The sequence below is a fragment of the Stenotrophomonas sp. STEN063 genome (assembly GCF_056854515.1).
This window is the reverse complement of the sequence record NZ_JBXFWF010000044.1, coordinates 1-25,963: the sequence shown is the minus strand read 5'-3', so window position 1 is coordinate 25,963 and position 25,963 is coordinate 1. Positions and strand designations below refer to the sequence as shown.

The following is a 25,963-nucleotide window of genomic DNA, read 5'->3' as shown; positions in this document are numbered from 1 at the left end:
AAACGGGAATTACTGCAGCCGGTAGCCCTGCGGCTGCAGTGGCTCGGGCAGCGGGCGTTGGCCCAAGACGTCGAGCAGATCGATTTCGATGGTACGCACCATCGCGTCCAGCGGCAGGTCATTGGCTTCGGTGCCGAACGGGTCTTCCATTTCCTCGCCGAGCTGGTCCAGGCCGAAGAAGGCATAGGCCAACAACATCGACACCACCGGCGTGGCCCAACCCAATGCACCGGCCAGGCCAAACGGCAGCAGCACGCAGAACAACCATGCACAGCGGTGCAGCAGCAAGGTATAGGCGAACGGCAGCGGTGTGCCGGAGATGCGCTCACAGCCGGCCTGCACGCTGGCCATGGCATGCAGGCGCGCCTCGAACTGGGCGTAGAGATAGGGATGCAAGCGGCCTTCGCGCAGCGGCGCGGCCAGCTCGCTGGCCAGTTGGGTCAGCATGCCGTCGGCGATGTTCTGCCGTGCCAGCACGGCGTGCTGGTCGGCCTGCAGCCAGGGCGCAGCGACAGCAGCCTGGTCGCGGCCGCGCAGGCGTGCCGCCAGCGCATGGGCAAAACCGATCACCAGGCAGGTGCCGCGCTCGCGCAGCTGCGGCTCGGCGGCCAGCAACGCAGCCGCCTCACGGGCGAAGCTGCGCGATTCGATGACCAGTTGCCCCCACAGCTTGCGCCCTTCCCACCAGCGGTCGTGGCAGGCGTTGTTGCGGAAGCTCAGGAAGATCGACAGCACCAACCCCAGCAAGGTGAACGGCACCACCGACAAGCCACTACCACCCAGCGGGTGCCAGATCCGGCTGAACCCCGCCACCAGCACCGCCAGCACACCGATCGCCAGCACCTTGGGGGCGATGGCCGGCACGATGGAGCCGCGCAGGATGTACAGCAGCTGCCAGCCAGTGGGACGGGGGCGGATGATCATCGGGAAGCGGAAACGCCTGCAACAGGCCTACGGCGCCGGAAGGCTTCCGGCCAGCCGATGCATTTTACGCCCCCCGGCTGTCAGCCGCCGCCCCGGGCTTCCCCGCAGCCGGCGTGAACTCAGATGAAGCCGCCGCCGATGCTCAGCCGGATCACCCCGACCACGATGACGATGGCATTGAGCAGCAGGCCGGTCTTGGCCCGGCCGCGCTTGCTGGCATGGGTGAACAGCAAGCCGATGGCGGCGATAATCGCGCCCACGGCGGCAAACGGGATCAGGAACCAGTTTCCCCAGCCCAGCAGCGGAATAAACGCCAGAATCATCCACAGCAAGGCAACAATGCCCCAGATCAGGCTGATCAGCCCCATGTACTTTCCTCCACCAGGCACAGCCTGCAAGATAGCCGGGAACACATGCAGAGCAAAAGACCCTCGCCCTGGCCGGAAGTTCTCGACAGATTCAGCCGGCGCCATGGATCATCCGCAATTACCGATCACCGGGGAGTGAAACCATGAAACTTCCGCTCGCTATCGCACTTTCGCTTGGCGTTGCCTTGGCCGTGGGCGGCTGCGCCAGTACCTCCAAGGTCATGCTGGGCCAGGCCCGTGCGCCAGTAGACCCGGCCAGCGTGCAGATCTATTCCACGCCGCCGGCCGGTTCGGTGGAGATCGCCCAGCTCGAATCCTCCAGCGCGGTCGGCTTCGGCACCCAGGGCCAGACCGATGCCGCCATTGCCCGGCTCAAGCGCGAGGCCGCCGCACTCGGCGCCAACGGCGTGATCCTGATGGGCGTGGGCTCCGGTGGTTCGCCGGTCGGCATGTCGGTAGGCGCGGGCAGCTATGGCCGCCACACCGCTGGCGGCCTCAGCGTCGGCATCCCCACCCAGCAGAAGCGCGCTGCCGGCGTTGCGATCTGGGTACCGCCGGGCGCAGGCAGGTAAGTCTTCCCGCCAGTCCTGATGCAACAAGGGCGCCGTTCGGCGCCCTTGTCATGAGTGCTGCAGCAATCAGTTGTGATCGCGCAGGAAGCGGGCCATCGACGAGACGCCCGGTACCGCTGGCTCGAATTCGCCGGCAACGTCGATGAAGCCACGCATGATGGCGATGTCGCGCGGGCTACGGTTGATCGCATCGCGCATGTCCGGATCAGCGCCGGCGCGCAGCAGGCGCTGCACCAGTTGTGGCAGGCCGTGCAGTGCCGCCAGGTGCAGCGGGCCGAAGCCACGCGGGTCGCGCACGTCCAGCGAAACCTCTTCGTCGAGCAGGCGGTCCACCGCGGCCAGCACCACGCTCTCGTCACAGGCGGTACCCGGTTCGGCACGTGCCCCGAGCAGCAACAGCAACGGCGTCACCGTGCCAGCCGAGGCCTGGTCCGGTTCGGCACCGGCCAGCAGCAAGGTATCAAGCAAGGCCAGCAGGCGGGTGCGGTCACGCGAGGTGAAGCCGTACAGCGCGGCGCAGTGCAGCGGTGCCAGCTGCTGGTCGTCACCGGCGTGCACGTCGGCACCGGCAGTGAGCAGGCGGGCGACGATGTCCGGCAAGCCCAGGGCAGCGGCCAGCATCAATACGGTGACGCCACCCGGCAGGCGGTGTTCAAGCTTGGCACCGGCATTGAGCAGTGCCGCCACGATCGTGGTCTGGCGCATGCTCACCGCTGCCGACAACGGCGTGGCACCGCTGGCAGCGGCGTGCTGCGGGTCGGCACTGCGCGACAGCAGCAGATCCACCACCGCCGCATGGCCGCCGCCGGCCGCACGCAGCAGGCCGGTGCAGCCCTGCGCATCGACGGCATCGACGGCAAAACCGAGATTGAGCAGGCGGCGTACCGCGTCGGCATCGCCGGCCATCGCCGCCGAGGCGACGTCGGCATCGCGCAGCGCGCGCAGCGGCAGCTGCCAGCCGCGCCAGTCCAGCAGGTCAGCCAGGTCGCGACGACCGCTGGACAGCGCAACACCCAACGGCGTCTGCCCGTCAGCGGCCCGCGCATCCGGTGAAGCGCCCTGCAGCACCAGCTGCTTGAGCGCGGACTCGCGTGCCAGGGCGGTGGCCAGGTGCAGTGCGGTCATGCCATGGCTGTCACGCGCCTCACGGTCGACGCCATTGAGCAGCAGGTACTGCTGCAGCTTCAGCCAGCCCAGGCGTACCGCCAGCGACAACGCCGGATCACCGGCCGGCGAAGCGGCGAACGGATCGGCGCCACGCTCCAGCAGTTCCAACGCGAATTGCTCGGTGCTGCGCGCACCGTGGTCGTGCTGCGCGCAGGCGGCGAGGAAGCGGGTCAAGCCACCGCGGCCGGCCGGCGACACGCCACGCTGCAGCAATACCTGCAGGGTCGGGATCGCATCGACGCCGCGCGACAGCAGCGCGAACATCGGTGTATCGCCGCAGGCGTCGAGCATCTCCGGCGCGGCATCGTGTGCCAACAGCCAATCGACCACGCGCGGCTGCAAGGCCAGCTCCGGATCGTGCAGCAGGCCGCCCAGTTCATCGGCCGCACACAGCCTGGCCAAGGGCGCCATGCCATCGACGTTGCCGAATACCAGCGCTTCGCGCAGCAAGGCCAGCGGCGCGCGATCGTTGAGCACCGGCATCGCATCACCATCGCCACCCTCGGCATTGCCGGCGGCCGCATCGCTGACCGCTGCCGGCAGCGGATAGCTCGGGTCGAGCAGCGAGACGATGCTCCAGCGACCTGCTGCGGCAGCGTGCTCGATGGCACGACGGCCATCACTGCCGACCACATCGGCGGCAATGCCCAGGTCCAGCAGGCGGCGGATCAGCGCCGCCGATACGTGTTCGGCGCGGCTGGCCAGCAGCAAGGCATTGCTGCCTTCGCCATCGACGGCATGCACGTCAGGCTTGTGCGCCAGCAGGCGCTCGAGCACCGCGGCATTGCCCTGCGCGGCGGCATCCAGCCACGGCGTGCGGCCTGCGGCATCACGCGGCTCGACATTGGCGCCGGCATTAAGCAGGGTTTCGACGATATCGACGTGGCCAGCCAGGGCGGCCTCGTGCAGGGCGCTGCGGCGCTGACGGTCACGCGCATCCAGCCGCGCCTTGTGCTTGAGCAGCAGCTGCACGCCGGCCGGGTCATCGTCATCGGTGGCCGCCGCCTGCACCAGCACCGGTACGCCATCGGCCGGTTCGACCTTGGCGCCGCGCTCCAGCAGGAACTTGCCCAGCCGCCAGTTGCCGGCCTGGCAGGCCACCGCCAGCGGGCTGTGGCCATCATTGTTGAGGGCATCGATCTCCGCCGCGGCATCGCGCAGCAGTGCTGCAACGCCCGGATCGGAACTGCGTGCGGCGTGGTGCAACGGGGTGTTGCCATCGGCATCGGGCGTGCGTGGATCGGCGCCGTTGGCCAGCAGGGTCATCACCGCTTCCGGGCGACCGTGCCAGCTGTCGCGGGTGGCCGCCAGCAACGGCGTCATGCCTTTATGCGCCTGGTTGACGTCGACGCCACGGCTGATCAGCGCACGCAGCAGGCGCAGGTCCGGCAGCACTGCCGCCAGCACCGCCAGACTGCGCTGGTCGCGCGATTCGGCCGGGGCTGGCGCATGCGGATCGGCACCGGCATCCAACAGCTGCAGCGCGCGATCAATGCGGCCGCCGCGGGCGGCGTCATACAGCCGCGGCACCAGCTCATGCTGGGCGATGTGCTCCAGCGGTGCCGGTTCGGCCAGCGCTTCGGCAAACAGGTCGACGGCGGGTTGTTGTGCCTCGCCAGCCTTGCCAGCGACGGCAACCGGCGCACTGCGCATAGCCTGCAGCAGGTGATGCAGCAACGGCGCGGCGACCGCGGTGGCAATGGCCAAGGGCCAACGCAGGGCACCGCCGACCAGACCTGGCCAGGCCGCAGCGACGATTGCCGCGCACAACAGCAACACCACCGCTGCCGCGCCCAGGCCGTGCCATGAATCGAGATTTCGCCCGCTCAGGGCCTGCCATTGCGCGCGCAGCGAGCTGTCCTCGCGTTCCATCGCCTGCCATAGCGGCCAGGTGCGCCACAGCGCCAACAACGCCACGCTGACCGCGATGCTCAATGCCAACACCGCCGCCAGGCTGCCGCTGTCATGCAGCGCCGCCAACGGCCAGGACACCAATACTGCAACCACCGCTGCGCCGCCGGTCCAAAGCCCCAGCAGGCCTGGCAGTTCACGTTTGAGTACGGCCAGTGACGGCGTCACCGTGCGGGTTCGCCGCCACCATGACACCGCCAGGGCGAAGGCGGGCTGGGCCAGCACGCCACACACAGCCGCGGCCACGCCACCGAACGCCGTGGCCAGGGTCAACAACACCCCCAGGCCCAGCGCGGCGGCAACTACGCGGCTGCGCAATGCTTCAGTCATCGCGACCGTCGATGCGGGCGATCTTTACCGGGGCCAACGGCAACGGCGGGGCCTGCAGGTGGAAACCACGCTCGGCCAGGTTGGCGCGCACCAGCGCGGCGTCGGCCTGGGCCAGGCGACGTTCGGGCGTCAGCGCCACCTCCAGCACGAAGGTGTAAGGGGCCAAGGTGTTGCCCAGCACCGCCGGGATCACTTCGAAATCATCACGCTTGGCGAGGTACACGTAGGTGTCCTGCTTGCGTTGGCTTTTGTAGACGTAAGCTTGCATGCCAGCGGGCTTTGCCCTGCATCGGGAGTCAGGGATTGTGTCGGAAATCTGGCGCTGTTGAAAGGCGGCGGGCCAACAAGCACGTGGACCGACCAGGCTTTTGTACATTCATCTACATCAAGATTCCGTTGCCCCGGCCGTCCAGCCATCGCGTGTCGAAACGCCAGACAGCCAGCTGCCGATATACTCGCGCCCCGTCGAAGCCCTGGAAGATAACGTGACGCCTGCATCACCGCCGCGCCTGGCGCCGCTGAACATACTCGCGCACACCGCCACCACGGCCTTGGGTGCGGGTCTGGATGCGCAACGGCGAGGCCTGGCCGGCTGCCACTGCGGTTTGCGGCAGAACGATTTCGGCGACCAGCCGCTGCCGTGCTGGATTGGCCGGGTGGACGGCCTGGAATGGCTGGCCTTGCCGGCGGAGCTTGCCGGGTTCGACTGCCGCAACAACCAGCTGGCCTGGCTCGCACTGCAGCAGGACGAGGTGCTGGCCGCGCTGCAGCAGGTACGTGAACGCCACGGCGCATCGCGGGTGGCAGTGGTGATGGGCACCTCCACCTCCAGCATCGGCGCCACCGAAGAAGCCTATGCTCGGCTTGAAGCAGACGCCGACGGCAACTTGCATTTCCCGCCGGACATGCTGCGCCCGCGCATTCACACCCCGCACTCGCTCGGCGATTTCGTACAGGTGGCTACCGGTTTGAGCGGTCCCTGCATCACCGTTGCCACCGCCTGCTCGTCCAGCGCCAAGGTCTTCGCGCAGGCCGCCCGGCTGATCAACGCCGGCCTGGCTGATGCCGCCCTGGTCGGCGGCGTGGATACCCTGTGCGGCAGCGTGCTGTACGGCTTCAACTCGCTGCAGCTGGTTGCAGCGACGCCCTGTCAGCCGTTTGACGCTCGCCGGGTCGGCCTGTCGCTGGGTGAAGCTGGCGGCTACGCGGTACTGGAACGTGCCGGTGCGGGCCCTGCCACGGCCTTGCAGCTGCGCGGCTACGGCGAATCCAGCGATGCCCACCATATGTCCGCGCCACATCCCGAAGGCCTGGGTGCACGCCTGGCCATGCAGGCCGCGCTGCAGCGCGCCGGGATCGAGGCCGGCGACGTGGGCTATCTCAACCTGCATGGCACCTCGACCCCGGCCAACGACAGCATCGAGGCCGCAGCGGTCGCCGCACTGTTCCCGCCCAGCCTGCACGCCAGCTCGACCAAGGGCTGGACCGGGCATACGCTGGGTGCAGCCGGCATCGTCGAATCGGTATTCGCATTGTTGGCACTGGAGGATGGGCTGCTGCCGGGCACCTTGAACAGCGAGATCCCCGACCCGGCCTGCGGCCCGCAGATCCGTTTCGAGAACGCGCAGGCCGATATCCGCTACGCAATGAACAATTCCTTTGGCTTCGGCGGCAACAACTGCTCGCTGGTCTTCGGCAAGGCAGGATGAGCACGATGCTGGAAGCAACACTGGAAGGCATCGGTTTCTGGGGTACGGGACTTCCCGATTGGGACAGTGCCTGCGCCTGGATGCGCAAGGGCGAACGCCCGCTGGATCCACCAGCCCGTCCCTCGCCGCAGCTGCTGGCAGCCAATGAGCGGCGCCGCGCGCCCGGCACCGTGGCGGTTGCACTGGAGGCTGCGCTGGCTGCGTGCGAGGCCGCCGACCGCGCGCCGGCGACCCTGCCGTCGGTATTCACCTCCACCCACGGCGAGCTGACCATCACCGACTACATGTGCGCCACGCTGGCGGACGACCCCTGCGCCATCTCGCCGACCAAGTTCCACAACTCGGTGCACAACGCCGCCGCCGGTTACTGGACCATCGGCGCCGGCGCTCACGTCGCCGCCACCGCCATCAGCGCAGGCCGTTACAGCTTCGCGCAGGGCCTGCTGGAAGCGATGGTGCAGCTGCATGCCGGCGAAGAAGCCGTGCTGCTGGTTGCCTATGACGGCAATGCCAGTGGCCCGGCCGCCGAGGTGTCGCCAAGCACCGGCCTGCTGGGAGCAGCCTTCGTGTTGTCGCGCACGGCCTGTGCCGGCTTGCCCAGCCTGCAGCTCAGGCTGCACGACACCGCATCACCACCGCAGGACGCGGAGCAGGGCCCGCTGCTGCAGCTGTACGCCGACAATGCAATGCAGCCGGCGCTGCCGCTGCTGGAAGCCTTGGCAATGGATCAGGAAAAAGTATGGATGCGCTCAGGCACGGATCAGTGGCTGGAGATCGACATCCTCCATGAATGACCAGCGTCCGCTCTGCGCCGACAACGTCGCCGTGGTCATCCCGGCGCTGAACGAGGAACTGCGTATCCGCCAGGTGGTCGAGGGCGTGCTGCAGTACTTCCCCCATGTGATTGTGGTCGACGACGGTTCCAGCGACCGTACCACGGACTGCATCGCCGACCTCCCTGTCACCGTGCTGCGCCATCCACAGCGCATGGGCAAGGGCCAGGCGTTGCGCAGCGGTTTTGCCGAAGCCAATCGCCGCGGCCTGCGCGGCGTGCTCACCCTGGATGGCGACGGCCAGCATGTCGCCGCCGACCTGCCGCGGCTGCTTGCCAGCGCCAATCGTCATCCGGCCTGCATCATCATCGGCGCACGCCTGCGCAAACGTGCCTCGCAGCCGCTGTACCGCCGCCTGGCCAACGAGTTCGGTGACTGGGGCATCGCCTGGGGCACGCATTACCAGGTGGCCGACAGCCAGAGCGGCCAGCGCTTCTACCCCGCCGAAGTGATCGCCCTGCGCGATGTTTCCGCCGAAGGCTTCGTGTTCGAAGCGCAGGTGGTGATCTCGGCAGCGCGCCGGCTTGGCACGCGCTGCGTGTCGGTGCCGATCGAATCGCGTTACCGCTGCGCCGACAGCGATGAGCAGTTCCGTCCAAGCCACTTCAAGCCGCTGCAGGACCTGTACCGCATCACCAGCCATATCGTGCTGCTTGCGCTGCGCCACGGCCACGTCTGGCGCGTTTACCGCACCATCCGCAGGAATCCACCGATCATCGACAGCACCGACGCCAACGGCTGAGCCGCGCGTTCAGCCCATGCCGCCGTTGATGCCGATCACCTGGCCGTTGATGTAACCCGCCGCATCACTGCACAGGAAGGACACCAGTGCTGCAACCTCCTCCGGCTTGCCAGCACGCGCGGCGGGTACGGTCTGCTTGATCAGTTCAGGCGGAAACGCCTCCGCCGCCATCTGGCCCTCGATCACTCCCGGCGCGACAACATTGACGCTGATTCCACGACTGGCCATTTCCCGCGCCAGTGACTTGCTTGCGCCATGCAGGCCGGCCTTGGCTGCGGCGTAGTTGGTCTGGCCGCGATTGCCCAGCACCGCCGCCACCGACGACACGCTGACGATGCGACCCCAGCGGGTGCGCGCCATCGGCAACAGCAGCGGCTGGGTCACGTTGAAGAAGCCGTTGAGGCTGACATCGATCACCCGCTGCCAACGCTGCGCATCCATGCCAGCCATCGGCGCGTCATCGTGGATACCGGCATTGTTGACCACGATCTGGATCGGGCCCTCGGCCAGCAGCGCCTCCAGCGCAACACTGACCGCTCCGTCATCGGCAACATCGAACGCCACCGCCTGCGCGCTGCCGCCGTCGGCAATGATCCGTGCCACTACTGCATCGGCACGCGCCAGGTTGGCGTTGGCATGCACGATCACATGTGCGCCATCGGCGGCCAGCCGGCGGCAGATCGCACCGCCCAGATCACCACTGCCGCCGGTTACCAGCGCACGTCGCTGCTTGCTCATGAGGGGTTTGCTCCGCTTTGTCTCATTGAATGTTCATGGCAGCTGCAGCATCACCGCAGCCCGGCCTTCGGCCAGCAGCTGGTCGCGATGGTGGATGCGGAAGCTGTACTGCTGGCTGCCCTCGCCTTCGGCCAACACCTGTGCCGTGGCCTCCAGTGCATCCGGCAGGTCATCGATGCGCGCCACATGCAACTGCACATCGCGCAGCGCCACGAGCACGCCCGGCACCACCGCGCCACCGCGCTCGCGTCCGCGCAGGCCGCCATGCACGGCCATCGCCTGTGCACCGTACTCGCATAGGTGGATCGCGCGCAGCTGGTTGTCGCAGCGCAAGGGATGCAGGACATCGCGATGATTGAACGCGCGCAACGTGATGTCCTGCGCCGACAAGTCCACTACCTCGTCCCACAGACACATGCTGCCCTGGTGCGGAACGAGTTTGAGAATTTCCTCACGTCCCGGCATGGCCGAGCTCCTGGGCTGGATGGCGCGAGATCAACAACGCCAGGATGAAATTGCAGACCACACCCAGCGCCACCGTGCTGCCGATCGCACGCAGCACCGGGATCGACGACAACCCAAGCAGGCTGAATACCAGCAGCGTCATCACGCTGCATACCAGCAGCCCGTGCAGGGTGCGCAGCTGGTCGGCATGGCTGTCGCCGGCATGCTCGAAGAACAGACCGTAATCCAGGCCAAGCCCGGCGGCGAGGATCAGGCCGATCAGGTGGAACAGGTTCAACTCCACACCCAGGCCGCGCAGCACCGCCAGCACCAGCAAGGTGGTCAGGATCATCGGCAGCAACACCCGCAGCACGCGTCGTGGCGAGCGCAATGCAGCGCCCACGGTCAGTGCCAGCAGCAGTACGGCGAGCGCAAGCGCTACCAGCACACGGCTGCGATAGTCGGCAACCAGGGATTCGGAGGCCTGCTTCATGTCCAGCAACTGTGCGCCGTGCAACTGCACGGTGCTGGCTACGGCTGCCACATCGTTCAGGCCGCTCAACGAGACCAACGCGATGGCGTGATCCTTGCCCTGCACCAGCAGACCATCAACCGCCGTCGCCAATGGTGTGCCGTGCAGATCAGCCGGTTGCAGTGGCGCTGCGCTGCGTGCCTTCTGCACATCGGCGATGAATGGCTCGAACGCATCATCGATGAACGGCGTTCCCGCCACCGCCGTTGCCAGCGCGGCGCGCAGGTTGGCTTCATCCGGCAACTGTTGCTGGCGCTGGCGCTGCACGGCCGCGCTTGGCAGATAGCGCGCGGCCATGTCATAGCGCTCCAGCTCGCCGTTCGCAACCAGCGCATCCAGGGCCGGCCGCAACCGTTCACTGGCGGCCAGTGCGGCTTGTGCATCGCTGCCGCGCACGGTGACCAGATAGCGCACATCCGGCGCGCCCAGTTCGCTGCGCAGCTGCGCGTCACGCTGCAGTTCCTGCGGGTCCACCGGGGTCAGCCGGCCCAGGTCGTTCTGCCAGAACGCACCAGGCGCCAACACCATCACCGCCACTGCCAGCGCGGCGAGCACGGCCAATGACCAGCGCGGTCGTGGCAGGCGCTGGGTGTGCTTCCACAGCCGCGCCAGCCGTGCGGAGTCGGCAAAATCGCGTGTCGCCGGATCGATCAATGCCGGCAGCAGATAGCGCGTGGCCAGCGCCGCCGTCGCCAACGCGGTGATGGTGAACACCGACAGCTGCTTCAGGCCATCCACGCCGGAGAACAGGAAGGTAAGGTAGGCGATGCAGGTAGCGATCACGCCGGTGCCCAAGGTCGGCCACAGCGCGCGCACGTTGTCCCACGCCGAGCGGCCAGGCCGTTGGTGGCTGAAGAAGTGGATGGGGTAATCCTGCACCACGCCGATCAGGGTGAAGCCGAACGCAATGGTGATGCCATGCACGCCATCGAAGCCCAGCGCCACCGCGCACAGGCCGGCGAGCCCCGCGCTGGCCAGCGGCAGGAAGCCGAGGATAGGCATCTTCCAGCTGCGGTAGGCAAACCACAGCAGCAGGATCATGCCGATGGTGTCCAGCGTGCCGATCATGCCGGCTTCGCTGGCGGTGCGGTTACCGATCTTCACCGAGAACGCGCCCGGCCCGCTCAACTCGATGCGGCTGCCGCTGTCCGCGGCAATGCGGGTGAACTGGTGGTTGATCGTATCCACCGCCAACTGCTGGGCGCCGGGATCAAAACCGGCGGCGTGGGTCTGCACCAGCAGCAGTGCCTGCCTGCCGGCACGATCGAACCAGACATCATCGATGCGCTGCGGTGCGTTGGCTGGCTGCAGGGCCTCGGCCACCCGCAGCACCTGCAGGGTGGGATCGGATGGCAGCAAGGGTTCGATCAAGCCGCCCGCCGGCGAGCCCAGGTCCTGCAGGCGCGCCTGCAGTTCCTCGCCGAGGGTGGCGCTGGAAAACGCATCTGCGGGCAATGCATCAATCAGATAGCGGTAGGGCAACAGGCGCTCGGGAAATGCCTCCAGCCCGGCCTGTTCGCCATTGGCGACCAACTCGAACTGGGTGTCGGCAGCCAACGCTTCACGCAGCGCGCGCGACTGCTGCGCCAGCTGCTCCGGCGCGGCTCCGGACAGTGCGACCAGCAACAGCCGCGCACCGGGGCCTTCGCCGAGTTCGTCGAGCAGTAATTTCTGTGCGGGTGTGCGTGCATCGGGCATGAACTTGCGCAGGTCGCCGCTGACCTGGATGCGGCTGCTGATCCACATGCCCAGCACGCCGAGCAGCAGCAACCAGACAATGGCCAGGCCGATGCGATGCGTGGACGAGAGCTTCAACGCGTGGTGCCCGAAGTGCACAGGCCATTCAATGCGGCAGCCTCGCGTACAACGGCCGCCGCGGTCGCAGCGCCGCCGAGCAGGGTGCGCTGCACATCGCCCTTCGCCGGCTGGGTCTCGATGCAACGCAGTTCCGCATTCTGGCCATGCAGGGTCACGGCGCGCACACGGCGGGCCAATGCCTCTGCCTTGGGCGTCAGCTGCAGCTGCCAGTGCTGGGCGTTGCCGGAGGCCTGCAGCCGGTAGCTGCGCTCCAGGGCAGCAAGGTCACCGGACAGCATCGCACCGAAACTGGCCTGCAGATCGGCCAGCTCTGGAACACGCTGCAGCGCGAACACACGTGGCGGCTTGCCGGCGCGGGCAATGCTGACCTGGCCATTGGCAATCGTGGTGGTCTCGGCATACGGCGCGCGTACCTCGCGGACCAGCGTGCCGGCATCGGGGCGGCGGTATTGGCCTTCAACCCGCAGTGGCTCCTTCAGCAACGCCGAGCCACGCAGTTCGAGGAAGCTGGTCTGGCTGGGTGCCGGCTGCGCCAGTTGCCGCAGTATCCACGCCGCATCGACGCCATTGGCCAGCGCCGGGCTACTGAGCAGCAGGCTCGTCAGCAGGCACAGCAGTGGGCGCAGGGTCTTGGGAATGCCAGAAATCATAGAAATTGAACCAGTTGTAAGGGGCGTCGCGCAGGTGATGCTCCAACCTGCCGGCGTAACGGTGGATAAGCGCGGACAGCAACTCGGCGCGGCCGCGCCGTGGAATGTCCACCGCCTCGGCAAACGACTCGAAGCGCAGGTCGTAGCGGTTGCCGCCACGGTACAGGCCAAATGCCAGCACCACCGGTGCCTTCAGTGCATTGGCGATCAGCCAGGGCGCGGTCGGGAAGGCTGCCGCGCTACCCAGCAGCGGTGTCGCGATGGCGGGCTCGCCCGGGCGCGCCCTATCCACCAGCAAGGCCACCATCGCACCTTCCGCCAGAGCCTGCTGGATCGCCAGCACGATTGCCGTGCCATCCTGTGCGGCATCGATGATGCAGTCGGCCAGCTTCGGATCGAGTTCGGCCAGCAACTCGGTGATGGCGGCGTTGTGCGCGCGGTCCATCAGCACCCGCAATTTCAGGTCCGGGCGCATCCGGGCCAGCACCCGCAGCGCATCGAAACTGCCCAGGTGGGAGCCGAACACCAGCACCCCGCGGTCCTGGTCCAGCAACTGCAGCAGCGGCTCGGTGCCGCTGCTGCGGATATCAAACAGAGCGGTGCGGCCGGCCAGCAGGAACACCCGATCCAGGATGGTGGCGGCAAAGGTATGGATATGCCGCGCCACTTCCAAAGCATTCACCGGACGACCATGCAGGCGCTGCAGGTAGTCGCGGGAGGCGCGCCTTTCGGCGCCGCGCACACAGTAGAAATAGCAGGTAATCGGGTACAGGCAGGCGCGCGCGATACCACGGCCGCCATGGCGGGCAATGCCACCAATCAGGCGGACCGCGAAACGGCCGCCGCCTTCAGGTCGATGCTTCCAGTCGGACGCGTTCATGCCCATGCGTCAGCTTCGGCCAGCACCAGTTCGCCACGCACCAGCAGCTGGTCTTCGCGCAACACGCGGAATTTCCAGCGCGGCGCCTGTCCTTCCAGTTCTATCCGCGCCTGCTCATCCGGCAGCAGCGGCGCCATGAATTTCACCTGCGGCAGGCGCAGCGCGCCGACCGCATGCCCGCACTCGGCCGCCACCGCCTGCAACACCTGCTCCAGCACCACCACCCCGGGCACCAGCGGACGGCCCGGGAAATGACCCGGCAGGCAGGGGTGATCGGACGGAATGCTGAAGTACATGGCTGCGCTGGCGGCGATTTGTGCAGACAGGATACCGGCAGCCTTGTGCTTCAGCGCAGCAGGTCGCGCCAGAACGCCGGCCCAAGCTGGCCCATCTGGCGCATGAAATCCCAGGCGTTGCGGTAAGGGCGCTGCGGGAACAACTGCGAGCGCACCGCGTATTCCAACGCGAAGAAGCCGCCGATCAGCCCCCAATCGGCGATGTTCGCGCACCACGACCATTGTTCATGGGTCACCGGCCACCACGGCTGGATGCCGAACGCCGCCAACAGGCCGTCCGGCACCGCGCTCATCGCCAGGCCCAGGTTGATCAGCGCCAGCAGCACCAGCACCAGGGCCCAGGCAGCACTGAGCCGCCGCGTGTAGCGTTCGAGCTGCGCCGTCAGCGGCATCTCTGCCCGCGCATACAACGCCCGCACGATGCGGGTGATCAGCGGAACCTGCCCCGGCAGCAGCGAACGCGCGAAGCCCCAGGCCACCAGCAACGGAAACACCACCGGCGGCGCCAGCAGCAGCATCCACGCCCAGCTCGATCCACCCAGCCACCACAGCAGCGCACAGCTCGCCGCCAGCAGACCGAATGCCCACGGCCGCCGTCGGGCAAGCGGTTCCAGCAGGCATAGCAGGACCAGCCCCGCCAGCGCGGCGGCAGCCCACATGCCTTCGTTGCGCAGGCTGGCCACGTGCGACAGCACCGGATAGGCCAGCAGCAGGAGCACCCGCAGCGCCAGCGCTACCGGCCCGTGGCCGGGTTCAGGGCTGGCAGCAGTCACGCCGTTCAGACCGTCTTGTTGGCTTGGATATGTGCCGACAGGGCACGCAGGGAACCGAAAATACGACGGTTGTCCTCATTGTCCGAGCGCAGCTGGAAGCCATAACGCTTGCTGATGGCCAGGGCCAGCTCCAGCGCATCGATCGAATCCAGGCCCAGGCCATCGTTGAACAGCGCCGCTTCCGGGTCGATCTGGGCCGGGTCCACGTCTTCCAGGTTCAGGCTCTCGACCAGCAGTCCGGCCAGCTCGCGTTCGGCGTCATTCTGTTGCGACATTTCCACTACCCACAGCAAATAGACCCGCAACGATCCGGCATCGCCGACTGTTGCGCAAGCATGACAGTTCAGACTCGCGGGGTATCATTGCCACCTCTGCGATGCCCGATACGCCGTGCAATGACGTTCCCGCTCCACTCCCGCCGCCGCCAGCCCTGCTCCGCCTGCCTGACCACCAATGTCACGGGGGCCTGAGATGAATGCCCTGACGTCCCCGGTGGCGGCTGCCGCGCTGCAGATCGACTATGCCGATCCATCCCAGTTGCCGGTCCTGCTGGCGGATCCGCAGGTGCTGGCGATCTTCGGCTTCCAGGCCGGGGACGAGCCCGTGGCCAGCGCTGACCCGCGCTATCTGCAGGTAGGCCTGCAACCGGATGGCCAGGCCCAGTTGGAAGTGTGGCGCAGCGATAAGCCGGTCAGCAGCGGCCGCGACGCCAATGGCGTGGCCTGGGCCAGCGACGGTGCATTGATGTTCGGTGCGCTGCAGGTGGATGAGCACCAGCACGGCGGCATCATCGGCGCCTCCGAGCACGCCTATGCGCGCATGCTCGAAGCCCTGCCTGCGCATGCCTATCCGCACCTGCTGCGGATCTGGAACTACCTGGACGCGATCACCGACGGCGAAGACGACAGCGAACGCTACCGCGAGTTCTGCGTAGGCCGTGCCCGTGGCATCGGTGCCATCGACACCAGCACCCTGCCCGCTGCCACCGCCATCGGTCGCGTCGACGGCGTGCGCGTGCTGCAGGTGTATTGGCTGGCCGCGCGTGAGGCCGGCACACCGCTGGAAAACCCGCGCCAGGTCAGCGCCTACCGTTATCCGCGCCAGTACGGCCGGCAATCACCGAGTTTCGCCCGTGCCATGCTGGCCGCCAACGGCAGTCGCCTGCCGCTGCTGCTGTCAGGCACCGCCAGCGTGGTCGGCCACGCCACCCTGCACGGCGACAGCACCCAGCGCCAGTTGCAGGAAACCTTCGCCAATTTCGAAGCCCTGATCGGCGCTGCACGTGCGCATCGGCCGGGTTTGCCAACCCAGTTCGGCGACGGCAGCCGGCTCAAGGTCTATGTACGCGATGCGGCCGAGATTGCCGAGGTGCGCGCAGCCCTGGCCGCGCATCTACCGCCACAGGTGCCGTATATCGTGCTGCATGCAGCGGTATGCCGACGCGACCTGCGGGTCGAGATCGACGGCGTCCACGACGCCTGATCGAACAAGCGCTGGTGAGCCATGTTCACCGGCATTACCTGCAGCGCGGCGTTTCAGTGCCCCAGCAAAGCCAGCACCGCGTCACGCGGTAGCTTGCCGGTATCGTTGCGTGGCAACACCGCCACCTTGCGCAGCGGCCGTGGCAGGAATACCGGGTCCATGAAGGCCCGCAGTTCGCGCAGGATCTCAGCCTCTTCACGCTCTGGCGCAACCACCAGCGCAGCGATGCGACCGACCGCATGACCAGGCTCGGGGGCCAGCTGCACCACCACTGCATCGACCACGCCCGGCACCGCCTGCAACTTGCGGGTCAGGTCGCCCAGCGAAGCGCGCTTGCCGGCAATTTCAAGCAGATCCGCGCGGCGGCCACGCAGCACGAAGCGATCACCTGGCAGCAGCTCCACCAGATCGGCCAGGTTCACCGGTGCCGGCAGATGCGCCGCATGCACGCGCGTGCCGTCCGGCTGCGGCTCCAGGCGCACGCCTGGCAGCAGGCTCCAGGCCGTCTCGCTGGCCGTGCGCCGGCGCGCGAAGATGCAGGTCTCGGTGGAGCCGAACATCTCGCGCACCTCGGTGGAAAACGCCTGTTCGGCAGCCGCCGCAAGTTCCTGCGACAGCGGCGCGGTGGCGGTGACGATACCGGCCAGCGGCGGCAAGCCCACACCTGATTCCACCAGCGCCTTGAGGTGCACCGGCGTGGTGATCAGCACGCGCGGCGCCTGCACCTGCTGCAGTGCCAGCACCACGTCCTGCGGAAAGAACGGACGCCCGGCCTGCAAGGTTGCCGGCGCCAGCAAGGGCAGCAGCACCGCCATCTCCATGCCGTACATGTGCTGCGACGGCACCGTCGCCACCAGCGCTGGCTGCGCATCACCCCACAGGCTTTGCAGCGCTTGCAGGTTCTGCGCGGTGCTGGCCAGGAACGAACCCCAGGTCTTGCTGTTGGCGCTGGGTGTGCCGGTGCTGCCGGACGTGAAGCCGATCGCCACCAGTTGATCGCTGGCCAGCTGCGGCAGATCGCCGTCCAGCTGCGGCAGCTCCGCGGGCAACACGAAGCTGTCCGCTGGCAACTGCTCGAGCGCGTCGTCGCTGATGCAATACGTCTGCGCATAGCGCTGCTGTACATCGGCGACGACGGCAGCTGCACGCGACGAAGGCAGCAGGTTCACCTGCCCGCGCAAGGCCACCGCGCAGAACGCCACCAGGAAGCGATAGCGGTCATCGCAGAGGTTGATCGCATGCTCGGCTGGTGGCAGCAACGCGGCCACGGCGCGCACATGTGCGAAGAAGGTCCGCAGATCGACCGAGCGACCCTCGCCTACCGCCAGCAGACGGTGCAGCTCACCGTTGGCCAATGGATGGTGGGAAGGGGGTGACAACTGCTCGGGAACAACCGACATGCGACTACAGCGACCTCGTTCGATGGATGGCCCATCATGACGCCAGCCACAACGGGGCGGCCAGCTTGGCCCTGCGGGGCCCGGCTGGCAAGCCGGGCCATGTCGCCACGGTTCAGTGATAGCCGGTTTCAGCCGTCACCTTGCCGCGGAACACCCGGTACGACCACACCGTATAGCCGAGGATCACCGGCAACAGCAGCACCAGCCCGACCATGCTGAAACCCAGCGAAGACGCCGGCGCAGCGGCCTGCCACAGGGTCAGGTGCGGCGGCAGCAGGTAGGGCCACATGCCCAGCACCAGGCCGACGAAACCGAGCACGAACAGCGCCAGGGTCAGCAGGAACGGCGGCAGGTCGCGGCGCGGATGCATGGCGCTGCGCCACAGCGCCACTGCCACGGCCAGGGTCAACAGCGGCACCGGCGACAGCCACCAGAAGTTGCCATCGCTGAACCAGCGCTCCATCACCCGCGACTGCAGGAACGGCAGCCAGGTACTGACCAGGCCCATGAACACGATCACCGCCACCATCAGCGGCCGCGTCAGCGAGCGTGCCAAGGCCTGCTCGCGACCTTCGGTCTTGAGGATCAGCCAGGTGCTGCCAAGCAGCGCATAGCCGGTGACCACCGCCACACCGGTCAGCATCGAGAACGGGCTGAACCAGCCGAACGCGCCGCCGCTGTACTGCCCGTCCTGCATCGGCAGCCCCTGTACCAGCGCGCCCAGGATCACCCCCTGCGCGAACGCCGCCAGCAGCGAGCCCATCGCGAACGAAACACTCCACAGCGCGCGCGAGCGATGCGCCTTGAAGCGGAACTCGAAGGCCACGCCGCGGAATACCAGGCCCATCACCAGCAGCAGCACCGGCAGGTACAGGCCCGACAGCAGCACCGCATAGGCCTTGGGAAACGCCGCCATCAGCCCAGCACCGCCGAGCACCAGCCAGGTTTCGTTGCCGTCCCAGATCGGCGCGGCGGTATTCATCATCACGTCGAGCTGCTGCTCGTCCTCGGCGAACGGCGCAAGGATGCCGATGCCGAGCACGAAGCCATCCAGCACCACGTACATCAGCACGCCGAAGCCAATCACCGCGAACCATGCCACCGGCAGCCAGGTTGTCATCTCCATGTCAGCGCTCCTCCAGCGGTTCGTTGACGCCGGACAGCGGCCGCGCCGGGGTATGCATGCCGTCATCGCGCGGCGGCAGGTCATGTCGCTTGGGCCCGCTGCGCATGATCTTGACCAGGTACCAGATGCCCCAGCCGAACACGAACAGATAACCGATCACATAGATGGCAAGCGACAGCACCGTCATCCACGCGCTCTGCGCGCCCACCGCATCGGCCGTGCGCAGCACGCCATACACCACCCACGGTTGCCGCCCCATTTCGGTGACGAACCAACCGGCCACCAACGCGACGAAGCCGCTCGGCAGCATCCAGTTCCAGCCACGCAACAGCCACTTCGACTGCAGCAGGCGTCCACGCCACAGCTGGAAGGCCGAAATCCACGCAACCAACAGCATCAACGAACCGATCCCGACCATGATGCGGAACGCATAGAACACCGGCACCACCGGCGGCCGCTCACTGGCCGGCACCGAGGTCAGCGGTGCGAAGGTACCGTCCGTGCTGTGGGTCAGGATCACGCTGCCGAGCTTGGGGATGGCAATCTCGTAATCGTTGCGCTCTTCCTTTTCATTCGGCACCGCGAACACCACCAGCGGCACGCCTTCGCCAGGCTTGCTTTCATGCCAGTGCGCTTCCATCGCCGCGATCTTCATTGGCTGGTGCTCCAGCGTATTCAAACCATGCATGTCACCAACGAATATCTGCACCGGCACAGTCAAAGCAGCAAAGGCGACGGCTGCCACCAGCATCTTGCGGCCGGCTTCCACATGCACGCCGCGACGCAGGTACCAGGCACCAACACCGCCAATGACAAAGCACGTAGTAATGAACGACCCCAGCGCCATATGCGCCAAGCGATATGGGAACGACGGGTTGAACACGATCTGCCACCAGTCCTGCGGATGCACGATGCCGTCGACCAGCGTGTAACCCGCCGGCGTGTGCAGCCAGCTGTTGGAAGACAGTATCCAGAAGGTAGAAAACAGCGTGCCCAAGGCCACCATGCAGGTGGAGAAGAAGTGCAGGCGCGGCGAGACCTTTTCCCAGCCGAACAACATCACGCCGAGGAAACTGGCCTCCAGGAAGAACGCGGTCAGCACTTCGTAGGTAAGCAATGGCCCGATCACCGTGCCGGCCACTTCACTCAGGCGCGGCCAGTTGGTGCCGAACTGGAAGGCCATGACGATGCCGCTGACCACACCCATGCCGAAGGACACGGCGAAGATCTTCTGCCAGAAGAAAAACAGCTCGCGCCAGACCGGGTTGCGGGTGCGCAGCCAACGCCATTCGACGAAGGCCAACCAGCTGGCCGTGCCGATGGTGAAGGCTGGGAACAACACATGAAAACTCACCACGAATCCGAACTGGATCCGGGACAACAGCAGCGCTTCCACGGCCGCTTCTCCGCAACATTTTTAATTGGGGCGATTCTGGTCCGGTATTGGTTAAGAGCGGATGTGACCGGATGTCGCACTGCGTCAAAAAGTCGCAGCGGCTGTAGCCCCCTCCCTTTTGTCGAAGACAAAGGGGAGGGTTGGGGAGGGGTCGGCTTTGCCCCCTCCTTTTGGCACAGCCAAGGGGAGGGCTGGGGAGGGGTCAGCTTTGCCCCCTCCCTTTGGCGCAGCCAAGGGGAGGGCTGGGGAGGGGTGCGCTTTTGCCTTTGGCTCTACAGCACCAGCTCAAAGCCAGAAAAGCAAAACCCAAAGCCCCCCTCCCCAACCCTCCCCTGCGCCCATGGCGCAAGGGAGGGAGCAAGGCAACAAACATTGCCGATTCCGGCAGCTCACCCGCCGAACCCTGCCTCCATGACCTGTGGCCCAGCCCGCCGCGCGGGCCTGCTGCTACCCTTGCCCGGTTCTCTACACCGGTGCCGAATGATGCCCAAGCTGCTGCCCCTGTCCCTGCTGTTGTTGACCGCTTTCGGCAACGCCCATGCCGCACCCACGCCGATCACCATCGAGCAGGCCATGGCCAACCCGGACTGGATCGGGCCGCCGGTGGAATCGGCCTGGTGGTCGTGGAATGGCCAGCAGGTCGAGTACACGCTCAAGCGCCAGGGCAGCGCGGTGCGCGACAGCTTCCGCCTGCCAGTCAGTGGCGGTGTCGGTCAGCAGGTCGCCGATGACCAGCGCGGCACCCTCGATGCCGCCGACCGCGTCTATGACAGCAGCCGCCAGCGCATGGCCTTCGTCCGCAACGGCGACGTGTTCGTACGCGACCTGCGCAACGGCACGCTGACCCAGCTGACCCGCAGCAACGAGCGCGCCGGTGGCGTCAATTTCGCCAGCGACGGCGGCGTGATCTGGGAAGTTGGCAACAACTGGTTCCACTGGAATCCACGCAACAACGTCACCAGCCAGGTCGCCCAGCTCAAGGCCGACAAGAACCCGGCCGACGCGCCCAAGGCCGACGTGCTGCGCGACCAGCAGATGCGCACCCTGTCCACCCTGCGCACCGATCGCGCCCAGCGCGAGGAACTGCGCGAGCAGGGCGAGCGTTGGCGCCAGGCCGACCCGACCCGTGCGCCGGCACCGATCTTCCTCGGCGCCGATGTCGAGATCGTCGACAGCGCGCTGTCGCCCGATGCCCGCCACCTGATCGTGGTCACCAAGCCCAAGGGCTACGACGAAGGCCGTGGCGGCAAGATGCCGCTGTACGTGACCGAGTCCGGTTACGAAGAAGCCGAAGACACCCGCACCCGCGTTGGCCGCAACAATCCCGAGCCGCATGCGTTCTGGCTGGCCGATGCAGTCACCGGCAAGGTCGAAGCGCTGTCGCTGGACAACCTGCCCGGCATCGCCACCGATCCGCTGGCCGAGCTGCGCCGCAAGGCCGGCAAGGACGCGCTGAAGGGCAACCGTCCGCTGGAACTGATGAGCGACTTCATGGGCGGCGGCATCCGCTGGAATGCCGACGGCAGCCAGGCCGCGCTGATGCTGCGTGCCAACGACAACAAGGACCGCTGGATCGCCACCACCAGCGCCAGCAGCGCACGCCTGGAAAACCGTCACCGCCTGACCGACGGCGGCTGGATCAACTGGGGCTTCAACGATTACGGCTGGATGCCGGACGGCCGCACCCTGTGGCTGCTGTCCGAGGAATCCGGCTATTCGCACTTGTACACGCAGACCGGCAGCGCCAAGCCCAAGGCCATCACTTCCGGCAACTGGGAAACCTCGGCGCCGGTGGTCAGCGCCGACGGCAACAGCTTCTACTTCGTCTGCAACCAGAAGTGGCCGGGCGATTACGAAGTCTGCAACGTCAACGCCAACGGCGGTGCCGTGCGTGAAGTGACCGCGCTCGATGGCGTGGAGGATTTCAGCCTGTCGCCGGATGGCCAGCAGCTGCTGGTGCGCTACTCCGCACCATATCTGCCGGCACAGGTCGCCGTGCTGCCGGTCAGCGGCGGCGAAGCACGCAAGCTCACCGATACCCGCAGCGCCGAATTCAAGGCACGCGAGTGGGTGCAGCCGCAGATGGTGCAGGTGCCGTCCAAGCACGGCGCCGGCCACGTCTGGGCCAAGTACTACGGCCCGGACAAGCTCGAGCCGGGCAAGCAATACCCGATCGCCATGTTCGTGCACGGTGCCGGCTACCTGCAGAACGTGCATGCACGTTATTCCAACTACTTCCGCGAGCAGATGTTCCACAACCTGCTGGTGCAGAAGGGTTACATCGTGCTGGACATGGATTACCGCGGCAGCGAAGGCTATGGCCGCAACTGGCGTACCGCCATCTACCGCAACATGGGCCACCCGGAGTTGGAAGACTATCTGGACGGCCTGGACTGGCTGGTCGAAACCAAGCAGGGCGACCGCGACCGCGCCGGCATCTACGGCGGCTCGTATGGTGGCTTCATGACCTACATGGCGCTGTTCCGCTCGCCGGGCACGTTCAAGGCCGGTGCCGCGCTGCGCCCGGTTGGCGACTGGCACCAGTACAACCACGCCTACACCGCCAACATCCTCAACACCCCGGACATCGATCCGGAGGCCTACCGCATCTCCTCGCCGATCGAGTATGCCGAAGGCCTGCAGGACAACCTGCTGATCGCGCACGGCATGATGGATGACAACGTGTTCTTCCAGGACTCGGTCAACATGACGCAGAAGCTGATCGAGCTGCACAAGGACAACTGGTCGATCGCGCCCTACCCGTTGGAGCGCCACGGCTATACGCGTGCCGACTCCTGGCTTGACCAGTACAAGCGCATCCTCAAGCTGTTCGAGCAGGAACTGAAGTAAGCATCAACAAGGGCGCCGCTAGGCGCCCTTGTTGTTTGTGGGTGTTGGATGTTGTTTGCGTACCGCGAAGAGCACCCTCCCCAACCCTCCCCTGCGCTGCACGCAAGGGAGGGGGCCGCTGTGCTCCCTCCCTTTGGCGCAGCCAAGGGGAGGGCTGGGGAGGGGTGCTCTTGCTCTTGCTCTTGATCTTGATCCCGCTCCTGCCTACGCAGCACCCACCACCACCCAAGCCTCCAGTACCATTCCCCTCACGGAGCACTATTCGCAGGAAGCACATGTTCACCGCAGAAAACCCCATCCGCATCGTCACCGCCGTCATCCTCGATCCGCAGCAACGCGTGCTGGTCGTGCGCAAACATGGCTCGGATACCTTCATCCAACCCGGCGGCAAACGCGAATTCGGTGAGGACGCACTGCAGACACTTGCGCGTGAGCTCCTCGAAGAGCTCGGTGTTCACGTCGACGACAGCAGTGCAGTGGCACTTGGCAGCTTCGAAGACATTGCCGTCAACGAACCCGGACGCCGTGTGCAGGGCGAATCCTTCCTGGTAAGCATCACCGGCGTGCCGCAGGTGCAGGCGGAGATTGCCGAGCTGAAATGGATCCCGCTGCAGCCACCGCACGGCGTGAAGCTGGCGCCGCTGAGTGCGCTGCATGTATTGCCTGCAGCGTGCGCCGCGTTGTCCTCCTCGAAGAAAGCCGACTGACCCCTGCAACGATCCACCAGAACATCCGTAGCGAGCCACCGTGAATCCCCCACAGTTCCCACCAATCCCGGCCCCGCCCTCCGCAGCGGCCTCGTTCATCGCCGTCACCGCCAAGCTCTCGCTGGTAATGGCTGCGCTGGCCATTGTCTGGAGCCTGCTGCAACTGCTGGCAGTGGTCCTGATCGGCCGCCTGGGCATCCTGCAGGCCATGCAGAACGAAGGCCTGCCGGTGACGCCGGGCATGCTCTGGCTCGGTGAACACGCACTCTCGCTGAGCGTGCTTGGCCTGCTGCTGTCGATCGCGTTCCTCGCGGTGTCGTGGGCATTGCTCAGGCACCGCGAATGGGGCCGGATCGGCTTCATCGTCTTCCTGGTGCTGGTGGCCTTGGCCAACTTTGCCTCCCTGCCACTGATCCACGGCATGTTTGAAGCCATGCAGGCAATGGTGCCTGCCGACTTCCTCAATTCTCCAGAAGGCCTGGAAATGCGCGTGCAACTACGCGTTGGCCTGTGGACCTCGCTGATCACTGGCGGCGTTGCCGCCCTGGCACTGGCCGGGCTGCATGCGTGGCTGGTGATCAAGCTGAGTCGCCCTGACGTTCGCGCCCTGTTTCGTTGAGTCCCCCGGAGTTTGCATGTCCTTCCCACGTTTCCTCTCCGCCCTCGCCGGCGGCCTGCTCGCGCTGAGTGCGCTGCCGGCCGCCGCCGCTACCCTGGGCTGCGGCAGCTATATCGCTGAAGAGGGGTCGGCCCGCTTCGTGGTTCAAAGCAGCAGCCAGGCCACGATGCGTTATGAAGGTCTGGCGCCTACCCAATATGTAATCCGCCAGCAGGGCGACACCCTGCATGCCGCCGATGTATCCAATGGCTTCAGCACCGAGTACAGCCTCAGCCGTGACGGCAAGCGCATCACCGGCAGCTTGGGGGACTACGTGCTGGACACCAGCAGTAGCTGCAAGACAGCGCCTACGCCGGCCGTAGGCAGCTGCCGTGCCGATATCGACAGCTGCATCGAGAATGCCAGCGCGGCAACGCCGCCGCAGCTGCGCCAGTGGTGCCAGGAAGACCTGCCCTTCGCCTGCGAGCGCCTGCTGTCCAGCTACCGCGATGAGGCCCAGGCCGCACAACAGGCCGCAACGCCGGACCCGGATCTGGAAGAGCCTGCGGTCTGCAAGGAAGGCAATCCGCAGTACAACGAAGCGGCCTGCCTGGCAGCCGCCAAGGAAGTCCTCGGCATCGCCATGGCCAAGGCGCTGGCCGGCGCCTTGAGCAGCAACACCGCGGTCCTGCCCGAACCGCGTTTGAACGAATTGCTGCAGCTGTGCCGCAGCCACCCGGACGCAGGCTTCTGCAGCGAAGTCGCCGATGCGCATTGGGATGCCGGGCGCTACCTGCCCGCGCGCGATGCGCTGCAGCTGGCCTGCAAGGCCGGCGCCGACGAGATGACCTGCAAGCGCGCACAAGCGCTGGCTGCACTGAGCGCTGCCGGTGTTGACGTCGGCCCCGCCAGCAGCCTGCCCTGCGGCGACTACAAGGCCAGCACTGGCCTGATGGATGCGCTCGGTTTCGGCAACGATGGCCTGGTCACGATGGGCATGGGCAGCGAGCTGCGCGCACGCCTGCAGGATGGCGCCATCCATATCCGCCACGACAAGGGTGGCGACTTCGTGCTCAAGCCGCTGCGCAACGGCGGCCTGCTCGGCATCGACAGCTGGAGCCGCTATGCCGTTTACCAACGCACTGGCGGCAGCAGCCAGTGCAGCGCGCCCAAGGTATTCGTCGAACTGCCGCTGCCGCAGGATTGCCCTGTGGGCAGTGATCCGCAGGCCTGCTGCGACAGTGGCAAGCTGCAGGGCTGCAATACCCTAGGCCATCGCCATGCGCTGGCCGGCGACTGGCAGGCCTCTGCGCCGGCATACCAGAAGCTGTGCCAGGCCGGTGTGCGCGTTGGCTGCGAGAACCTGCGCGGCGTCTACGAGAACACCGGCGACGAAGACATCCCCGGCAAACTGCTGTCCATCTGCAAGCGCGACGGCAAGGGCACCCATGTGGCCTGCGATGTCTACGAGACCACCAACTGGGCAATGGCCGGCCTGGGTGCGCAGCTGATGCGTGCCGCCGAAGACCTCGACAACGAAGAAGACGCCGACGCACCGGCGACGCCCAGCAAGGGCAAATCGCTGCGCAAGTAAGGCAGGAGGCGCAGGCCGCGGCCGCGGCCGGCCCGACCGTACGGACAATCACGCATTCGACAGCCGCCGCGTCTATATGCCCGGCCTGCAGGCCCGCCTCGGCGCCCCCCTCGAGCAGGCCGC

The 25,963-nt window shown here is 66.7% G+C and carries 24 protein-coding genes; 9 read left to right on the top strand and 15 right to left on the bottom strand.

Annotated features, from left to right (window positions below):
* Nucleotides 1-9: 9 nt before the first annotated feature.
* Nucleotides 10-924: a bestrophin family protein gene (locus AC1VWL_RS12555; protein WP_482986912.1), complete on the bottom strand. Its 915-nt coding sequence runs from the start codon at nucleotides 922-924 to the stop codon at nucleotides 10-12.
* A 119-nt stretch (nucleotides 925-1,043) separates the two neighbouring features.
* Nucleotides 1,044-1,292, bottom strand: coding sequence for a hypothetical protein (locus AC1VWL_RS12550; protein ID WP_481530425.1), 249 nt, complete (start codon nucleotides 1,290-1,292; stop codon nucleotides 1,044-1,046).
* A gap of 143 nt (nucleotides 1,293-1,435) precedes the next feature.
* Between AC1VWL_RS12550 and AC1VWL_RS12545 the strand changes: the two genes are divergently transcribed.
* A complete protein-coding gene (locus tag AC1VWL_RS12545) occupies nucleotides 1,436-1,864 on the top strand; it encodes a hypothetical protein (protein WP_296248354.1) in 429 nt (142 codons plus the stop codon).
* Nucleotides 1,865-1,930: 66 nt separating this feature from the next.
* Here the strand turns inward: AC1VWL_RS12545 and AC1VWL_RS12540 are convergent, their stop codons facing one another.
* Nucleotides 1,931-5,272 carry an ankyrin repeat domain-containing protein gene (locus AC1VWL_RS12540; RefSeq protein WP_482986911.1) on the bottom strand — a complete coding sequence of 1,114 codons (3,342 nt, stop codon included), beginning with the start codon at nucleotides 5,270-5,272 and terminating at the stop codon, nucleotides 1,931-1,933.
* On the bottom strand, nucleotides 5,265-5,540 hold the full coding sequence (locus AC1VWL_RS12535; protein WP_296248351.1) for a YcgL domain-containing protein: 276 nt from the start codon (nucleotides 5,538-5,540) through the stop codon (nucleotides 5,265-5,267). Before AC1VWL_RS12535 ends, AC1VWL_RS12540 begins: the two co-directional genes overlap by 8 nt.
* Before the next feature lie 241 nt (nucleotides 5,541-5,781).
* On the opposite strand from AC1VWL_RS12535, the gene AC1VWL_RS12530 reads away from it, so the two are divergent.
* The 3 genes from AC1VWL_RS12530 to AC1VWL_RS12520 are packed head-to-tail and all read left to right on the top strand — an operon-like array spanning nucleotide 5,782 to nucleotide 8,556.
* Nucleotides 5,782-6,981, top strand: coding sequence for a beta-ketoacyl-[acyl-carrier-protein] synthase family protein (locus tag AC1VWL_RS12530; protein WP_482986924.1), 1,200 nt, complete (start codon nucleotides 5,782-5,784; stop codon nucleotides 6,979-6,981).
* Nucleotides 6,982-6,986: 5 nt separating this feature from the next.
* Nucleotides 6,987-7,775, top strand: coding sequence for a beta-ketoacyl synthase chain length factor (locus AC1VWL_RS12525; RefSeq protein WP_482986910.1), 789 nt, complete (start codon nucleotides 6,987-6,989; stop codon nucleotides 7,773-7,775).
* Nucleotides 7,768-8,556, top strand: a complete 789-nt coding sequence (locus AC1VWL_RS12520) for a glycosyltransferase family 2 protein (protein ID WP_482986909.1) — start codon at nucleotides 7,768-7,770, stop codon at nucleotides 8,554-8,556. The genes AC1VWL_RS12525 and AC1VWL_RS12520 overlap by 8 nt, the downstream gene beginning before the upstream one ends.
* Before the next feature lie 9 nt (nucleotides 8,557-8,565).
* On the opposite strand, the gene fabG is transcribed toward AC1VWL_RS12520, so the two are convergent.
* The 8 genes from fabG to AC1VWL_RS12480 form a co-directional block, all read right to left on the bottom strand.
* Nucleotides 8,566-9,294: a 3-oxoacyl-ACP reductase FabG gene (fabG, locus tag AC1VWL_RS12515; protein WP_482986908.1), complete on the bottom strand. Its 729-nt coding sequence runs from the start codon at nucleotides 9,292-9,294 to the stop codon at nucleotides 8,566-8,568.
* A gap of 33 nt (nucleotides 9,295-9,327) precedes the next feature.
* Nucleotides 9,328-9,759, bottom strand: coding sequence for a hotdog family protein (locus AC1VWL_RS12510; RefSeq protein ID WP_482986907.1), 432 nt, complete (start codon nucleotides 9,757-9,759; stop codon nucleotides 9,328-9,330).
* Nucleotides 9,746-12,016 (bottom strand): MMPL family transporter, encoded by a 2,271-nt coding sequence (locus AC1VWL_RS12505; protein ID WP_482986923.1) that lies wholly within the window; start codon nucleotides 12,014-12,016, stop codon nucleotides 9,746-9,748. Before AC1VWL_RS12505 ends, AC1VWL_RS12510 begins: the two co-directional genes overlap by 14 nt.
* A 65-nt stretch (nucleotides 12,017-12,081) precedes the next feature.
* Entirely contained in the window at nucleotides 12,082-12,738 is a 657-nt protein-coding gene (locus AC1VWL_RS12500) for a LolA-related protein (protein ID WP_482986906.1), read from the bottom strand.
* Entirely contained in the window at nucleotides 12,671-13,618 is a 948-nt protein-coding gene (locus AC1VWL_RS12495; protein WP_482986905.1) for an LpxL/LpxP family acyltransferase, read from the bottom strand. The genes AC1VWL_RS12500 and AC1VWL_RS12495 overlap by 68 nt, the downstream gene beginning before the upstream one ends.
* Nucleotides 13,615-13,914: an ApeI family dehydratase gene (locus AC1VWL_RS12490; RefSeq protein WP_481533630.1), complete on the bottom strand. Its 300-nt coding sequence runs from the start codon at nucleotides 13,912-13,914 to the stop codon at nucleotides 13,615-13,617. The genes AC1VWL_RS12495 and AC1VWL_RS12490 overlap by 4 nt, the downstream gene beginning before the upstream one ends.
* A 50-nt stretch (nucleotides 13,915-13,964) precedes the next feature.
* Entirely contained in the window at nucleotides 13,965-14,687 is a 723-nt protein-coding gene (locus AC1VWL_RS12485; RefSeq protein ID WP_482986904.1) for a ketosynthase, read from the bottom strand.
* Between the two features lie 5 nt (nucleotides 14,688-14,692).
* Complete coding sequence (locus tag AC1VWL_RS12480; protein WP_303748293.1) at nucleotides 14,693-14,962, bottom strand: phosphopantetheine-binding protein; 270 nt, start codon at nucleotides 14,960-14,962, stop codon at nucleotides 14,693-14,695.
* A 196-nt stretch (nucleotides 14,963-15,158) separates the two neighbouring features.
* Here AC1VWL_RS12480 and AC1VWL_RS12475 point away from each other — a divergent pair, with 196 nt between their 5' ends.
* The gene (locus tag AC1VWL_RS12475; RefSeq protein WP_482986903.1) at nucleotides 15,159-16,169 is read left to right on the top strand and encodes a chorismate transformation FkbO/Hyg5 family protein; all 1,011 of its coding nucleotides are present in this window, start codon (nucleotides 15,159-15,161) and stop codon (nucleotides 16,167-16,169) included.
* A gap of 53 nt (nucleotides 16,170-16,222) precedes the next feature.
* Here AC1VWL_RS12475 and AC1VWL_RS12470 read toward each other — a convergent pair whose 3' ends face one another.
* From AC1VWL_RS12470 to AC1VWL_RS12460, 3 genes are all read right to left on the bottom strand, one after another.
* Nucleotides 16,223-17,569: an AMP-binding protein gene (locus AC1VWL_RS12470; RefSeq protein ID WP_482986902.1), complete on the bottom strand. Its 1,347-nt coding sequence runs from the start codon at nucleotides 17,567-17,569 to the stop codon at nucleotides 16,223-16,225.
* Nucleotides 17,570-17,681: 112 nt separating this feature from the next.
* Nucleotides 17,682-18,695, bottom strand: a complete 1,014-nt coding sequence (gene cydB, locus AC1VWL_RS12465; RefSeq protein WP_296248312.1) for a cytochrome d ubiquinol oxidase subunit II — start codon at nucleotides 18,693-18,695, stop codon at nucleotides 17,682-17,684.
* Between the two features lies 1 nt (nucleotide 18,696).
* Nucleotides 18,697-20,091, bottom strand: coding sequence for a cytochrome ubiquinol oxidase subunit I (locus AC1VWL_RS12460; RefSeq protein ID WP_482986901.1), 1,395 nt, complete (start codon nucleotides 20,089-20,091; stop codon nucleotides 18,697-18,699).
* A gap of 483 nt (nucleotides 20,092-20,574) precedes the next feature.
* Between AC1VWL_RS12460 and AC1VWL_RS12455 the strand changes: the two genes are divergently transcribed.
* The 4 genes from AC1VWL_RS12455 to AC1VWL_RS12440 all read left to right on the top strand — a co-directional run bounded on the left by AC1VWL_RS12455 (nucleotide 20,575) and on the right by AC1VWL_RS12440 (nucleotide 25,840).
* Nucleotides 20,575-22,941, top strand: coding sequence for a S9 family peptidase (locus AC1VWL_RS12455; protein WP_482986900.1), 2,367 nt, complete (start codon nucleotides 20,575-20,577; stop codon nucleotides 22,939-22,941).
* A 275-nt stretch (nucleotides 22,942-23,216) separates the two neighbouring features.
* Nucleotides 23,217-23,648, top strand: coding sequence for an NUDIX hydrolase (locus AC1VWL_RS12450; RefSeq protein ID WP_482986899.1), 432 nt, complete (start codon nucleotides 23,217-23,219; stop codon nucleotides 23,646-23,648).
* A 40-nt stretch (nucleotides 23,649-23,688) separates the two neighbouring features.
* The gene (locus AC1VWL_RS12445; RefSeq protein ID WP_482986898.1) at nucleotides 23,689-24,267 is read left to right on the top strand and encodes a hypothetical protein; all 579 of its coding nucleotides are present in this window, start codon (nucleotides 23,689-23,691) and stop codon (nucleotides 24,265-24,267) included.
* Nucleotides 24,268-24,283: 16 nt separating this feature from the next.
* The gene (locus tag AC1VWL_RS12440) at nucleotides 24,284-25,840 is read left to right on the top strand and encodes a hypothetical protein (RefSeq protein ID WP_482986897.1); all 1,557 of its coding nucleotides are present in this window, start codon (nucleotides 24,284-24,286) and stop codon (nucleotides 25,838-25,840) included.
* Nucleotides 25,841-25,963: the final 123 nt, after the last annotated feature.

Coding starts and splice junctions, on each gene's coding strand:
- AC1VWL_RS12500 (WP_482986906.1), bottom strand. CDS start 12,738: ATGATTTCTGGCATTCCCAAGACCCTGCGCCCACTGCTGTGCCTGCTG.
- AC1VWL_RS12470 (WP_482986902.1), bottom strand. CDS start 17,569: ATGTCGGTTGTTCCCGAGCAGTTGTCACCCCCTTCCCACCATCCATTG.
- cydB (WP_296248312.1), bottom strand. CDS start 18,695: ATGGAGATGACAACCTGGCTGCCGGTGGCATGGTTCGCGGTGATTGGC.
- fabG (WP_482986908.1), bottom strand. CDS start 9,294: ATGAGCAAGCAGCGACGTGCGCTGGTAACCGGCGGCAGTGGTGATCTG.
- AC1VWL_RS12540 (WP_482986911.1), bottom strand. CDS start 5,272: ATGACTGAAGCATTGCGCAGCCGCGTAGTTGCCGCCGCGCTGGGCCTG.
- AC1VWL_RS12455 (WP_482986900.1), top strand. CDS start 20,575: ATGCCCAAGCTGCTGCCCCTGTCCCTGCTGTTGTTGACCGCTTTCGGC.
- AC1VWL_RS12510 (WP_482986907.1), bottom strand. CDS start 9,759: ATGCCGGGACGTGAGGAAATTCTCAAACTCGTTCCGCACCAGGGCAGC.
- AC1VWL_RS12550 (WP_481530425.1), bottom strand. CDS start 1,292: ATGGGGCTGATCAGCCTGATCTGGGGCATTGTTGCCTTGCTGTGGATG.
- AC1VWL_RS12525 (WP_482986910.1), top strand. CDS start 6,987: ATGCTGGAAGCAACACTGGAAGGCATCGGTTTCTGGGGTACGGGACTT.
- AC1VWL_RS12475 (WP_482986903.1), top strand. CDS start 15,159: ATGAATGCCCTGACGTCCCCGGTGGCGGCTGCCGCGCTGCAGATCGAC.
- AC1VWL_RS12545 (WP_296248354.1), top strand. CDS start 1,436: ATGAAACTTCCGCTCGCTATCGCACTTTCGCTTGGCGTTGCCTTGGCC.
- AC1VWL_RS12495 (WP_482986905.1), bottom strand. CDS start 13,618: ATGAACGCGTCCGACTGGAAGCATCGACCTGAAGGCGGCGGCCGTTTC.
- AC1VWL_RS12480 (WP_303748293.1), bottom strand. CDS start 14,962: ATGTCGCAACAGAATGACGCCGAACGCGAGCTGGCCGGACTGCTGGTC.
- AC1VWL_RS12535 (WP_296248351.1), bottom strand. CDS start 5,540: ATGCAAGCTTACGTCTACAAAAGCCAACGCAAGCAGGACACCTACGTG.
- AC1VWL_RS12520 (WP_482986909.1), top strand. CDS start 7,768: ATGAATGACCAGCGTCCGCTCTGCGCCGACAACGTCGCCGTGGTCATC.
- AC1VWL_RS12450 (WP_482986899.1), top strand. CDS start 23,217: ATGTTCACCGCAGAAAACCCCATCCGCATCGTCACCGCCGTCATCCTC.
- AC1VWL_RS12505 (WP_482986923.1), bottom strand. CDS start 12,016: ATGTGGATCAGCAGCCGCATCCAGGTCAGCGGCGACCTGCGCAAGTTC.
- AC1VWL_RS12555 (WP_482986912.1), bottom strand. CDS start 924: ATGATCATCCGCCCCCGTCCCACTGGCTGGCAGCTGCTGTACATCCTG.
- AC1VWL_RS12440 (WP_482986897.1), top strand. CDS start 24,284: ATGTCCTTCCCACGTTTCCTCTCCGCCCTCGCCGGCGGCCTGCTCGCG.
- AC1VWL_RS12490 (WP_481533630.1), bottom strand. CDS start 13,914: ATGTACTTCAGCATTCCGTCCGATCACCCCTGCCTGCCGGGTCATTTC.